This window comes from Halomonas sp. H10-59 (genome assembly GCF_040070555.1).
In the GTDB taxonomy this organism is placed as follows: domain Bacteria; phylum Pseudomonadota; class Gammaproteobacteria; order Pseudomonadales; family Halomonadaceae; genus Halomonas; species Halomonas litopenaei.
In genome coordinates this window covers 1,330,507-1,343,051 of the sequence record NZ_CP098828.1, presented here as the reverse complement: position 1 = coordinate 1,343,051, position 12,545 = coordinate 1,330,507, and the positions used below count along the sequence as shown (strand labels likewise).

At 63.6% G+C, this 12,545-nt stretch carries 11 protein-coding genes and 7 tRNA genes; 5 read left to right on the top strand and 13 right to left on the bottom strand.

Annotated features, from left to right (window positions below):
* Positions 1-286 precede the first annotated feature (286 nt).
* The 13 genes from NFG57_RS06050 to NFG57_RS05990 form a co-directional block, all read right to left on the bottom strand.
* Complete coding sequence (locus tag NFG57_RS06050) at positions 287-619, bottom strand: gamma-glutamylcyclotransferase (RefSeq protein WP_222515385.1); 333 nt, start codon at positions 617-619, stop codon at positions 287-289.
* A gap of 291 nt (positions 620-910) precedes the next feature.
* Positions 911-998: transfer RNA gene (locus NFG57_RS06045), tRNA-Ser, on the bottom strand.
* 164 nt (positions 999-1,162) lie between these two features.
* Complete coding sequence (locus NFG57_RS06040) at positions 1,163-1,765, bottom strand: YiiD C-terminal domain-containing protein (protein WP_348815648.1); 603 nt, start codon at positions 1,763-1,765, stop codon at positions 1,163-1,165.
* Positions 1,766-1,792: 27 nt separating this feature from the next.
* Positions 1,793-2,353: a nitroreductase gene (locus NFG57_RS06035; RefSeq protein WP_045993706.1), complete on the bottom strand. Its 561-nt coding sequence runs from the start codon at positions 2,351-2,353 to the stop codon at positions 1,793-1,795.
* Between the two features lie 123 nt (positions 2,354-2,476).
* Positions 2,477-3,331, bottom strand: a complete 855-nt coding sequence (gene queF / locus NFG57_RS06030) for an NADPH-dependent 7-cyano-7-deazaguanine reductase QueF (protein ID WP_348815647.1) — start codon at positions 3,329-3,331, stop codon at positions 2,477-2,479.
* A 68-nt stretch (positions 3,332-3,399) separates the two neighbouring features.
* Entirely contained in the window at positions 3,400-4,173 is a 774-nt protein-coding gene (locus NFG57_RS06025) for an ABC transporter permease (protein WP_108131651.1), read from the bottom strand.
* Positions 4,170-5,114 carry an ABC transporter ATP-binding protein gene (locus NFG57_RS06020; protein ID WP_108131650.1) on the bottom strand — a complete coding sequence of 315 codons (945 nt, stop codon included), beginning with the start codon at positions 5,112-5,114 and terminating at the stop codon, positions 4,170-4,172. The genes NFG57_RS06025 and NFG57_RS06020 overlap by 4 nt, the downstream gene beginning before the upstream one ends.
* Positions 5,115-5,508: 394 nt before the next feature.
* Positions 5,509-5,583 (bottom strand) — tRNA-Gly (locus NFG57_RS06015).
* 53 nt (positions 5,584-5,636) lie between these two features.
* Positions 5,637-5,712: transfer RNA gene (locus NFG57_RS06010), tRNA-Glu, on the bottom strand.
* A 3-nt stretch (positions 5,713-5,715) separates the two neighbouring features.
* Positions 5,716-5,790, bottom strand: a tRNA-Gly gene (locus tag NFG57_RS06005).
* A gap of 27 nt (positions 5,791-5,817) precedes the next feature.
* Positions 5,818-5,893, bottom strand: a tRNA-Glu gene (locus NFG57_RS06000).
* Between the two features lie 4 nt (positions 5,894-5,897).
* Positions 5,898-5,972, bottom strand: a tRNA-Gly gene (locus NFG57_RS05995).
* A 40-nt stretch (positions 5,973-6,012) separates the two neighbouring features.
* A tRNA-Glu gene (locus NFG57_RS05990) sits at positions 6,013-6,088 on the bottom strand.
* Between the two features lie 305 nt (positions 6,089-6,393).
* Here NFG57_RS05990 and msrB point away from each other — a divergent pair.
* The 5 genes from msrB (at position 6,394) to ggt (ending at position 12,480) form a co-directional block, all read left to right on the top strand.
* Positions 6,394-6,792: a peptide-methionine (R)-S-oxide reductase MsrB gene (gene msrB, locus NFG57_RS05985; protein WP_045994885.1), complete on the top strand. Its 399-nt coding sequence runs from the start codon at positions 6,394-6,396 to the stop codon at positions 6,790-6,792.
* Between the two features lie 271 nt (positions 6,793-7,063).
* Positions 7,064-8,098 (top strand): ribosome biogenesis GTPase YlqF, encoded by a 1,035-nt coding sequence (gene ylqF, locus NFG57_RS05980; protein ID WP_348815645.1) that lies wholly within the window; start codon positions 7,064-7,066, stop codon positions 8,096-8,098.
* A gap of 108 nt (positions 8,099-8,206) precedes the next feature.
* Positions 8,207-9,436 (top strand): pyridoxal phosphate-dependent aminotransferase, encoded by a 1,230-nt coding sequence (locus tag NFG57_RS05975; RefSeq protein ID WP_045994887.1) that lies wholly within the window; start codon positions 8,207-8,209, stop codon positions 9,434-9,436.
* 185 nt (positions 9,437-9,621) lie between these two features.
* Complete coding sequence (htpX, locus tag NFG57_RS05970) at positions 9,622-10,521, top strand: protease HtpX (RefSeq protein ID WP_045994888.1); 900 nt, start codon at positions 9,622-9,624, stop codon at positions 10,519-10,521.
* A 219-nt stretch (positions 10,522-10,740) separates the two neighbouring features.
* A complete protein-coding gene (ggt, locus tag NFG57_RS05965; RefSeq protein ID WP_348815644.1) occupies positions 10,741-12,480 on the top strand; it encodes a gamma-glutamyltransferase in 1,740 nt (579 codons plus the stop codon).
* Positions 12,481-12,545: the final 65 nt, after the last annotated feature.

The following is a 12,545-nucleotide window of genomic DNA, read 5'->3' as shown; positions in this document are numbered from 1 at the left end:
TAGGAAGCAGCGCTCGCGTAGAAAGCTGCACTCGCGCAGAAAGCCGCACTCGCGGCCCGGGATCGGCTAGCTTGATGGCATCTGATGTACAGCTTGGACTATGGCATCGGCGGCGAGCGAGGATGGTATTTCACAGACCTTTCACTGGTAAGTGATCCACCGCCAATGCGAAAAGCTCGCCACACGTATTTCGATAGCCGGTGATCTTGCGGTACGGGAAATGATCACCACCAGGCCGGTTTGACGCGCCTTTCCACACCACCGCGGGGTGAGATCAGCCCCCTCGTCAGGCCTCTCTGCGCAGGGCGTAGACGTAGGCCTCGACCCTACCGCCATCATCGAGGCTGACGGTGACTGGGGTACGTTGGTACTCGGGCCCCTCAAACTCGTCCAGGGCCGCCCAGTGTTCCGGTAGTGCGTCGGACACGAAGACGTGGCCTTGGATATCGTCGCCGGCGTCATCCAGCACCAGGCCAGGGAAGCCCATCTCGGCGCCCCAACCCGCCTGGTGCAGCCGTCCCTTGATGCTGCCCGGTTGCCAATGGCCGCCGATGGCCTGCATGACGTGTTCGTTGGGTCCGCCCGGCCCCAAGGTCCCGTAGATAAACAGGTGTGCCAAAACGCACCTCCCTCTCAATAGGTAAACGACTAATTTTCTCCGCTAGCCCCTGGGCTGGGCAAGCCCGGCCTGCTGCCAGCGTGCTGTGCCACGCGGTGGAGATCTGCCGTTTGAGAGTGGGAGGTATCGTCAATTCCGGTGCTGTGAAGCGAGGCTTTACCGCTGCCAGATGGATCAGGCTGGCGAACCTGAGGAAGGACAGACACCCTGCATGGATTGGGGTGGGGTCAACGCGGATAGAATTCACATAGAAAAAAGCCGCTGATTTCTCAGCGGCTTTCTCAAATTCTGTGGCGGAGGGGGAGGGATTCGAACCCTCGAAGCCTTTCGACTTACACACTTTCCAGGCGTGCTCCTTCGACCACTCGGACACCCCTCCGCATTGTCATCTCGAGAAACATGATGCCCGCGTTGCGCGGTGCTTATCCCTCAAGACGGCGCATACTTTATCGCTTTAAGTTCTCGATTGCAAGCCGTTTTTCGGCTTACATCAGATTCGTCGCGTGGCAGTTCGGGGTCTGATGGCGAAGCGGCGCGATGGCGTCAGCATGCTGCAATGGGTGGCTCACTGGCCAGCACGGCGTAGTCCCCCCTCGCTTCCAGGCACAGGGTGTCGCCGCACCACAGCTGCTGGACCAGGGCAATGCGGCCCTTGCCGCGTTCCGCCAGGCGCTGCTCGAGCGCCGCTTCGGCGCCTGTTTCCCTGCTGACCTGCCCGGCACTACCCGGCCCTGCCGGACCACTGGCATCAACGTCTGCGGAGCTGCTTGCCTCGGGTCGGCAGATCAGGCGGTAGTCGCCGGTCACCGGGGCGAGAAAGCGCTGGCTGGCCTCGGCCACCACTACGTCGCGGTTGTAGCCTCGACGGCGCAGCCACAGGGTGGTCCAGCACCAGCCGAGCAAGGTGGTCTGGGCGGCCAGCGAGCCGCCAAAACCGGTGCCCTTGTCGTTGAGGTTAGGGGTCAGGGCAAGCTCCCAGCGCAGCGAGTCCTGGTCGCGCGCCATGCGGGTGATGCCAAGCGACCCGACCAGGGGGATGGCCTCACCCAGCCAGTCGAGAAAGGCCCCGGGGTCGTCCTCGCCTCCCTCGGGCGGCAAGACGGGCCGCGGGTGGGCCGTGCCAACGCGTCTGATCAAATCATCCATGGTTCAGTCCCAACGCTCGGCTCTCTACTAGTCCCAACGCTCGACAAAATCCTCACTATCGTGACAGGCGATGGGCTTGTGGCGGCCTCCGAGCTGGCCGATGTAGATAAAGGCGACCAGTTCGTCGTCGTCGCCGAGCCTGAGGCCCTTGCGCACGGTGTCGTCGAAGGCGTACTTGCCGCTGCGCCACATGGCGCCGAGCCCCAGGGCGTGGGCGGCCAGCAGGATGCCGTGGGCAGCGCAGCCGGCGGAGATGACCTGCTCGATCTTCGGCACCTTGGGCACGTCCGGGTCCACCTTGGCGACGACACCGATGATCATGGGTGCGCGCTTGGGCTTCATTCGGGCGCTGTTGAGGCACTCATCTGTCGCCTTGGGGTCTTCGCGAAATTCGGCCTCGGCGAACAATTCACCCAGGCGGTCGAGTCCCTCGCCGGAGAACTCGATAAACCGCCAGGGTCTGAGCTCCTTGTGATCCGGTGCGCGCAGGGCGGCGCAGTAGATCGCCTCGAGCTGCTCACGGCTGGGGGCCGGTCCCATCAGCTTGCCCATGGAGCTGCGCTCGTGCAGCAGTGTCATTGCATCCATCGTGTCACTCCAGAGGGTCCGAGCCCTGTCACTGTTCAGCGATCGAGAATTCTTCGCATTACCCTACCAGATCACTCGGGTATTGTCTGTGGCGCTATCGCTATCGCCCTGAGCCATTGCCGACTACTGGCGCGCCAGGCGCAGCGGCGTGGGCGGTGTCTCGCCGGGAGTACCGCGCCAGGGGCTGATGTCGAGACCACCGCGGCGCACGTAACGTGCCAGCACCAAGAGCCGTTCTGGGCGAGCCCTGTCCATCAGGTCCATGAAGATATGCTCGACGCAGTGCTCGTGGAAGTCCTGATGCTGGCGATAGCCGACGATGTAGCGCAGAAGGCCTTCGCGATCGAGCCGGGGACCGCGGTAGCGGATCATCACGCTGCCCCAGTCGGGCTGGCCGGTCACCGGGCAGTTGGACTTGAGCAGGTGGGACGTCAGTATTTCCTCGACGATCTCGTCACTGACCGCAAGGTGCTCCGGACTCGGCGTATAGTCGCTGATCTCGATGTCCTGATCGTCGATGCACTCCCCCGGCAATGGGCGCGGGTTAAGCTCACTATCGTCCACCGCCAGGATCTCCACGCTGACCTCTGCCCCGGCGGCCTCGCTCAGGTCACGCTTCAGCGTTTCGATCAGTTCGTCGTGGCCAGCAAAGCGGGTCTGATTCAGGCTATTGAGGTAAAGCTTCCAGGACTTGGACTCGATCAGCCGAGGCGAGCTTGCCGGCAGACGAAAGCGTGCCACGGCGACACAGGGCTTGCCCCTGGGCGTCAGCCAAGACAGCTCGAAGGCGTGCCATTCATCCTCGCCGACGAAGGGCAGCGCCCCCTCCTCGATTCCCAGCGGTTTGCGGTTGGCGGCGCGTTCGATGGGAAACAGAAGCTGCGCATCGTAGCGCTCGGGATAGTCCGACTCCCGCCCCAGCGGCGCATCGGTCAGGGTGTCGGGGCGGTGGTGGGGATCCCGGGGGATAGTGGACATGGCAATACCTGAACAAGAGAGAGTCCGAGAGACAAACGGCTACCGGCCGCCCGAGGCGGCCGGTGCGATCAACTGCGAATGCCCTTGCCGTTTTCCAGCATCCACAGGGCGATGGCGAACAGTGCCACGATAAAGCCGAAGATGGCGGCGAGCGCCCAGCCGACCGGGATGTCGGAGACACCAAGGAAACCGTAGCGGAAGACATTGACCATGTAGAGGATGGGGTTGAGCATCGAGGCGCCCTGCCAGAAGGCCGGCAGCAGCGAGATCGAGTAGAAGACCCCACCCAGGTAGGTCAGCGGCGTCAGCACGAAGGTCGGCACGATGGAGATATCGTCGAACTTCTTGCCGAGCAGAGCATTGATGAAGCCGCCGGTGGCGAACAGTGCCGCGGTCAGGATCACCACCCCGATGGTCAACAGCGGGTGGGCCACCTCGATACGGGTGAAGAACAGCGACACCCCGGTGACGATGATGCCGACACCGAGCCCGCGCGCCATGCCGCCGAGGATAAAGCCCGCCAGTATCACCCAGTTGGGCATCGGCGAGACCATCATCTCCTCGACGCTGCGCTGGAACTTGTTGGAGAAGAACGACGAGGCCACGTTGGAGTAGCTGTTGGTGATCACCGACATCATGATCAGCCCCGGGACGATGAAGTCCATGTAGCTGTAGCCGTCCATCTCACCGATGCGCGAGCCGATCAGGTTGCCGAAGATGATGAAGTACATCGTCATGGTGATCGACGGTGGCAACAGGGTCTGCGGCCAGATCCGGGTAAAGCGCCGGACTTCCTTGGCTACCAGGGTCCACAGGGCGATCGCGATCTGACTCGGGTTCATCCTCTCAGCTCCTTGTCGGCGTTGCCGCTTTCCACCATGGACACGAACATTTCCTCCAGCCGGTTGGCCCGGTTGCGCATCGACAGCACCCGCACGCCGTCTGCCTTGAGGGCATCGAAGACGTCGTTGAGGCACTGCCCGCGATGCACCATCACCGATAGCTGGGCGCTGTCCACCTGCTTGACCTCGAAGCCGTCGATGGCGGGGGCATGATCGATGGGTTCGGCCAGATCCAGCAGGAAGGTCTCGGTGTCGAGCTCACTCAGTAGCTCGCGTACGCTGGTGTTCCTGACGATCTCGCCGTGGTTGATGATGCCCACGTTGCGGCACAGGCTCTCCGCCTCTTCCAGATAGTGGGTGGTCAGGATGATGGTGGTGCCTTCCTCGCGGTTGATACGCCGCATGTACTCCCACATGCTGCGGCGCAACTCGATATCCACCCCGGCGGTGGGCTCATCGAGGATCAACAGCTTGGGACGGTGCATCAGCGCGCGGGCGATCATCAGGCGGCGCTTCATGCCGCCGGACAGCATGCGTGCGCTGCCGTTGCGCTTGTCCCACAGGCTGAGGTCCCTGAGCAGACTTTCCGCCCGAGGCAACGCTTCACGGCGAGGCATGCCGTAGTAGCCGGCCTGGGCCAGCACGATATCGATGACCCGCTCGAACTGGTTGAAGTTGAACTCCTGCGGCACCACCCCGAGATGGTACTTGGCCCGGGCGAAGTCCTCGTCGATATCGATGCCGAAGATCTTTACCTGGCCGGCGGTCTTCTGCACCAGCGAACAGACCACGCCCAGGGTGGTGGACTTGCCCGCCCCATTAGGGCCAAGCAAGGCGTAGAAGTCGCCCTGCTGGACGTCGAGGTCGATGCCCTTTAGGGCCTTGAAGCCATTGCCGTAGACCTTGGTCAGGCCTCGAATGGACAGAGCCGGTTCGGCCATGAGGGATCCTTGGTGTCAGGGTTGAAAGCTTGGGCTTTGAAGCATGAGATCGGACGCCAAGCGCTGCACGCCTTCGCTAGCTTGCCTGTCGCGGGTGACTCGACGTTGACGGTTGGCATCAGCTTGCCCAACCCGTCGCGATCGCGCCGTGCCGAGCGACGGGATTCGCTATTCGATAGAAGGCTTAGCATATGGGGTCGGTCGGGAGCATCTTCAACCGGACAAAGCGGCAAATGCGGCGTCGACGCAGGGGGCACTCGATGGTCTTACGCCGGACTCGCTTCGCGCAAGCACAAAAAAATCGCCGATCAACGCGATGATTCGCGTCGCTCAGGCGACTGTTGCTGCTTCTGGCGATGTGCTTTTCACAGGTATTTGAGACGCTTCTCGATACTGGAGCGGGAAACGAGATTCGAACTCGCGACCCCAACCTTGGCAAGGTTGTGCTCTACCACTGAGCTATTCCCGCTTGATCGATGCAGTCCAACGATGTCTTCATCGTGTCCTGCCTGCGCTGCGAAGTGGCGTCCCATAGGGGGTTCGAACCCCTGTTCCCGCCGTGAAAGGGCGGTGTCCTAGACCACTAGACGAATGGGACGCATGGAGCGGGAAACGAGATTCGAACTCGCGACCCCAACCTTGGCAAGGTTGTGCTCTACCACTGAGCTATTCCCGCAAACGCATCGCAAATTGTACCGGAAAGTGGCGTCCCATAGGGGGTTCGAACCCCTGTTCCCGCCGTGAAAGGGCGGTGTCCTGGACCACTAGACGAATGGGACGCATTGGAGCGGGAAACGAGATTCGAACTCGCGACCCCAACCTTGGCAAGGTTGTGCTCTACCACTGAGCTATTCCCGCGCTGCGCACTACTGCCGCATTCCGGCCTCGAGATTCGAGCTGGCGTCCCATAGGGGGTTCGAACCCCTGTTCCCGCCGTGAAAGGGCGGTGTCCTGGACCACTAGACGAATGGGACGCATCCGCCTCGTCTCATCTCGAGGTGGCGCGTATGTTACTGAGCACCCTCAAAAGTGTCAACCCCGGCTGAAGGATTTCCTGCTCGATTCAGCGCCCTTCTCTATATAGGCTCTTTCTATACGCATTCGCTCTCCATCGACGCTTCAGCCACCCTCCCCTGCATCGTGGAACGCAGGAGTTGGTCAAACTGCAGCAAACGTCTTAGCTTGAATACCGAGGCTGCGACTTTGATGCAGTCGTGGGTGCCGCATCGACGCGAACCACGATGCGCAAGCCTCGACCGAACGTCACGGGAGACCGTCCATGCGCAAGAAGATCGAGAAGTCCGACGCCGAATGGCGAGAGCAGCTTACCCCGGAGCAGTACCACGTCACCCGCGAAAAAGGCACGGAACGTCCCTTTACCGGTGACTACCAGATCACCGAGGTGCACGGCATCTATCACTGCGTGTGCTGCAACGCCCCCTTGTTTGAAAACGAGCACAAGTTCGACGCTGGCTGCGGCTGGCCCAGCTTCGACCGCCCGCTGTCCTGCGAAAGCGTGCAGCGCCACGAGGACACCAGCCACGGCATGCACCGCATCGAGGTCACCTGCCATCGCTGCGATGCCCACCTAGGCCATGTGTTCCCCGACGGTCCGACCAGCACCGGAGAGCGCTTCTGCATCAACTCGCTGGCCATCGACTTTCATGAGGGGGAGTAGGCGTTGCGCCATCCCCTGGCCTACGCCCCAGACGTCTCTCTCCCCTTGCCCCTTTCCTTCTCGCTGCAAGCCCCTGTGCCCGCCGCCAGGTGTTTTTCGGCGGGCCTGGCGCGCTTGTCGCCCGGACCTTGCGACCTCGCCTCCCACCGTGTGCGACCCTGCCCTCCATCATCTGCGACCTTGTCATCCACCGCTCGCGACATTTGCCTCGCATTTCCATAAGATGGGGAGCCATTTGCGCAACACCCTTTAGAGAAGGCAGGAGAACGAGATGCTGGGCTGGTTTCCGGGACACATGAACAAGGCGCGACGCCAGATTCTCGAGGCGCTGCCGGAAATCGACGTGGTCATCGAGGTGCTGGACGCGCGCCTGCCCTATTCCAGTGCCAATCCGATGCTGGCGAGCCTGACCCGCCACAAGCCGGTACTCAAGATCCTGTCCCGAGCCGATCTGGCCGATCCTGAGGGTACCCGTGCCTGGACCGCCCACTTCGACGCCCAGCCAGACACCCGCGCCCTGGCGGTGACCACCACCAATACCCGCGAGCTCAAGCGCATTCCCAAGCTGTGCCATGAACTGGCTGGCCAGGTGCGTGCCGACCGCGACGTGCGGGTGATGGTGATGGGCATCCCCAATGTCGGCAAATCGACGCTGATCAATGGTCTGGCGGGACGCACCATCGCCAAGACCGGTAACGAACCGGCGGTGACCAAGCGCCAGCAGAAGGTACGCATCCAGGGTCGCGTGGCGCTGACCGACACCCCGGGCGTGCTGTGGCCAAAGATAGAGGATCAGGCCAGTGCCTATCGTCTGGCGGCCAGCGGCGCCATCCGCGATACCGCCATCGACTATGTCGATGTGGCCCTGATCACCGCCGCCGAGCTGGCCAAACGCTATCCAGAGGCGCTCAAGGCACGCTATAAACTCAAGGCGCTGCCGGCCTACGAGGCCAATCCCGACGCCGACAAGGTCGAGGCCGACGGAGACGCTCGCCCGGACCTGATGGCGCTGGCCGGCTTCGACGGCCACGCCATCCTCGCCGAGATCGCCGCCAAGCGCGGTGGCCTGCGCGCCGGTGGCGAGATCGACCTGCACCGCGGCAGCGAGGTGCTGTTGCACGAACTGCGTGACGGCAAGCTCGGGCGCCTGACCCTGGAGACCCCGGAGGACATCCCGGCGCCTGAGGAAGCCGCTGTCGACGCCGCAGACGATGCCTCGGAAAACGGCTCGCAGGATGTCACAGAAGGCGCCTCGAAGGCAGCACCTCACCAGGGTGCCCAGGGCGGAGCGGCGAGCGACGACTAGGCCGCACGCCCGGCCACCGCCGCCCCGGCAACGCATCGACAGGACTCACCAACAACGACACTCCCGCCCCGGCGGGCACGGACACACGGACCCAGCGAGACCCGCGCCATGGACACGCCCACCCTTTCCAAGTCTCACAAGCTCGACAACGTCTGCTACGACATCCGCGGGCCCGTGCTCGAGCACGCCAAGCGGCTGGAGGACGAAGGACAGCGCATCCTCAAGCTCAATATCGGCAACCCGGCGCCGTTCGGCTTCGAGGCGCCGGAAGAGATCCTGCAGGACGTGATGCGCAATCTACCCACCGCCCAGGGCTACTGTGACTCCAAGGGTCTCTACTCGGCGCGCAAGGCGATCATGCAGGAGTGCCAGCGCAAGGAGATCCCTGGCGTAGGTATCGAGGACATCTACATCGGCAACGGCGTCTCCGAGCTGATCGTGATGGCCATGCAGGCGCTGCTCAACGACGGTGACGAGGTGCTGATCCCGGCCCCCGACTACCCGCTATGGACCGCTGCGGTGAACCTGTCCGGCGGGCGTGGCGTGCACTATCTGTGCGACGAACAGGCCGACTGGGCGCCAGCGATGGACGATATCCGCGCCAAGGTGACCAGCCACACCCGCGCCATCGTCATCATCAACCCCAACAACCCCACCGGTGCGGTCTATCCCCCCGAGGTGCTGCGCGAGCTGCTCGACATCGCCCGTGAGCACAACCTGGTGGTGTTCTCCGACGAGATCTACGACAAGATCCTCTACGACGACACCGTGCACGTGGCCACCGGGGCACTGGCCAGCGAAGACCAGCTGGTGGTGACCATGAACGGTCTGTCCAAGAGCTACCGCTGCGCCGGCTTTCGCAGCGGCTGGATGACCCTGTCCGGGGCGGTGGCACGCCAGCGCGCCAACGACTTTATCCAGGGCCTGACCATGCTGGCCTCGATGCGCCTGTGCGCCAATGTGCCCGCCCAGCACGCCATCCAGACCGCACTGGGGGGCTACCAGTCGATCAACGACCTGATCCTGCCCGGCGGGCGCCTGCTGGCCCAGCGCGACATCACGGTGGAAAAGCTCAACGCCATCCCAGGGGTCAGCTGCACCACGCCCAAGGGCGCGCTCTACGCCTTTCCGCGCCTGGACCCCAAGGTCTTCAATATCCAGGACGACCAGCAACTGGTGCTGGACCTGCTGCTGCAGGAGAAGATCCTGCTGGTCCAGGGTACCGCCTTCAACTGGCCCGACCCGGACCACGTGCGCATCGTCACGTTGCCCTGGGCCGATCAGCTCGGCGACGCCCTGGATCGCTTCGCCCGCTTCCTCTCGCGCTATCGCCAGTAAGCGGTCACGCCGACGTCATCGCCGGGTGCCAGCATCGAATCCGCTATCTCGACGCTGGCACGGTGATAGCGTCATCCGCGCCCGGGCGCTTGAAACTTGTCGCTCCAGGGCTTATCTAAGCATCTGATTCCTCCCGTCGAGCCGATTGGCTCGGCAGGTTTCCTTCCTTACGGAGAATGTCGGCAATGATGAGAATCCTGCTCTTCCTGGGCACCAACCTGGCGGTGATCCTGGTGGCGAGTATCACCCTGCGCCTGCTCGGCGTGGAGCCCTACCTCAACGCCCAGGGCATCAACTTCAACAGCCTGCTGATCTTCTGCTTCGTGTTCGGCATGGCGGGTTCCATGGTGTCGCTGTTCATCTCCAAGTGGATGGCCAAGCGCTCCACCGGCACGGTGATCATCGAAAATCCCTCCAACGCCACCGAGCAGTGGCTGGTCGACACCGTCGCCGAGCTGGCCCGCGAGGCCAACATCAAGACCCCGGAGGTCGGCATCTTCCCGGCCCAGCAGTCCAATGCCTTTGCCACCGGCTGGAACAAGAACGATGCCCTGGTCGCGGTGTCCGCCGGTCTGCTCAATCGCATGCAGCCCGAAGAAATCAAGGCGGTGCTGGCCCACGAGATCGGCCACGTCGCCAACGGCGACATGGTCACCCTGGCGCTGATTCAGGGCGTGCTCAACACCTTCGTGATGTTCTTCGCCCGGGTGGTCGCCCAGGTGGTCGACAGCTTCCTGCGGCGTGACGACAACGAGGGCCTTGGCTTCTTTGGCTACATCGCCGTGGTCATGGTCGCCGAGATCGTGTTCGGCATTCTGGCCTCGATGATCGCCGCCTGGTTCTCGCGCTTCCGCGAGTACCGCGCCGACGCCGCCGGGGCCAAGCTCGCCGGTTCCGGCGCCATGATCAATGCCCTGGCTCGACTCAAGGCCGAGACCCAGATGCCCGACCAGATGCCGGACACCCTGACCGCCTTCGCCATCACCACCGGCCAGACCCGCAAGCTGATGGAAAAGCTGTTTGCGAGTCACCCGCCGCTGGATGATCGCATCCGCGCGCTCAAGGAAGCCGCCTACCGCCAGTAAGCGCACACTTGATGCGCTCGCAACGCCCCCGCCAGGCCCTGCCTGGCGGGGGCGTTGTCGTTGGAGCCAGCATGCACTTACTCCTCTCGGCACACCCAGGATCGCTTCGCCATTTGCGCGTACGCCTCGTCACGACAATAGTTAAGCAGCGTACAACGAGGCGTTCTGGCCGCACGGCCAGCGGCCTGCAACGATCTACCGAAAACACGAGGGTATGCCATGTCAGTCTCCTACTCCCTGCGCGGGGCAATCGCAGGCTCGGCGCTAGGGCTCGCTCTGGGTCTCGTCTCGACCTCGGCGCTGGCCGACAGTCAGGCGATCCTGGAAGGTGAACGCTTCCATCCTGAGGTCAGCACCCGCGGCATGGTCGCCACCAGCCACTTCCTGGCCTCCGAGGTGGCCCGAGAGGTGCTGGCCAACGGCGGCAATGCCGTGGACGCCGCCGTCACCGCAGGCTTTGCGCTGGCGGTCACCCAGCCGCGTTCGGGCAATATCGGCGGCGGCGGCTTCATGCTGATCTCCGACGAGAACAGCGATGAAGTCATCGCCATCGACTACCGCGAGAAGGCCCCAAAGGCGGCCTACGAGACCATGTTCCAGGACGACAACGGCGACGCTGTGGCCGAGTTGTCCCGCTACACCCACAACGCCGCCGGCGTACCCGGCACCGTGGCAGGGCTGGCACTGGCGCTGGAGCGCTACGGCACCATGAGCCTGGCCGCGACCCTGGCCCCGGCCATCAAGCTTGCCGAAGAGGGGTTCGCCGTGCCCCAGCGCTTCGTCGACGGCATCGACAGCGCCAGCGAACGCTTCGAGCCCTGGGAGGCCAGCCGCGCCAAGTTCTTCAAGGAGGATGGCTCGCGCTACCAGGTCGGCGACATCTACCGCCAGCCGGACCTGGCCGCCACCTTGAAGCGCATCGCCGAACAGGGCCCCCGTGAGTTCTACGAGGGTGAGACCGCCGAGCTGATCGCCGCCGAGATGGAGCGTCACGACGGCCTGATGACACGGGAGGATCTGGCCAGCTACGAGGCCACCGTGCGCGACCCGGTGCATGGCAGCTACCGTGGCCACGACGTCTACGCGATGAGCCCGCCGTCCTCCGGTGGCGCCCATATCGTGCAGATCCTCAACATCCTCGAGGACGACGATATCGGCGAGCTGGGCTTCAACTCGGCCCGCACCATCCACCTGATGGCAGAGGCGATGAAGCGGGCCTACGCCGATCGCTCCCAGTATCTGGGTGACACCGACTTCGTCGAGGTGCCCCTGGCCGGACTGACCTCCGAGGAGTACGCCGCCGAGCTACGCAGCGATATCGCCGCCGACCAGGCCACCCCGAGTGCCGATATCGCGCCAGGCAACCCGCTGCCCTACGAGTCCAATGAAACCACCCACTTCTCGATCGCCGACGGCAACGGCCTGGCGGTGTCCAACACCTACACCATCAACTTCAGCTATGGTTCGGGCATCGTGGTCGACGGCGCCGGCTTCCTGCTCAACAACGAGATGGACGACTTCTCGGCCAAGCCGGGGGTACCCAACGCCTACGGCCTGATCGGCGGCGAAGCCAACAAGATCGAGCCGGAGAAGCGCATGCTGTCGTCGATGACGCCGACCATCGTCAAGCGCGACGGCAAGAACTACCTGATCACCGGCAGCCCCGGTGGCTCGCGCATCATCACCACTACCCTGCAGGTGCTGATGAACGTGATCGACCACGACATGAACATCCAGGCGGCGGTCAGCATGCCGCGCATCCACCATCAGTGGCTGCCCGACGAAATCCGCATCGAACAGGGCGTCAGCCCCGACACCCTGGACCTGCTGGAGAGCATGGGCCACACCGTCAGCCAGCAGGAGGCCATGGGTGCCGCCCAGTCGATCCTGATCGAGGACGGCGTCTTCTACGGCGGTGCCGATCCGCGCCGTTCCACCTCTTCGGCCATGGGGCTGTAGCCTGCTGACACCCAGGCAACGCCAAGACTTGGACGCGACACACGATGGCAGTCGCGGTAGAGGAT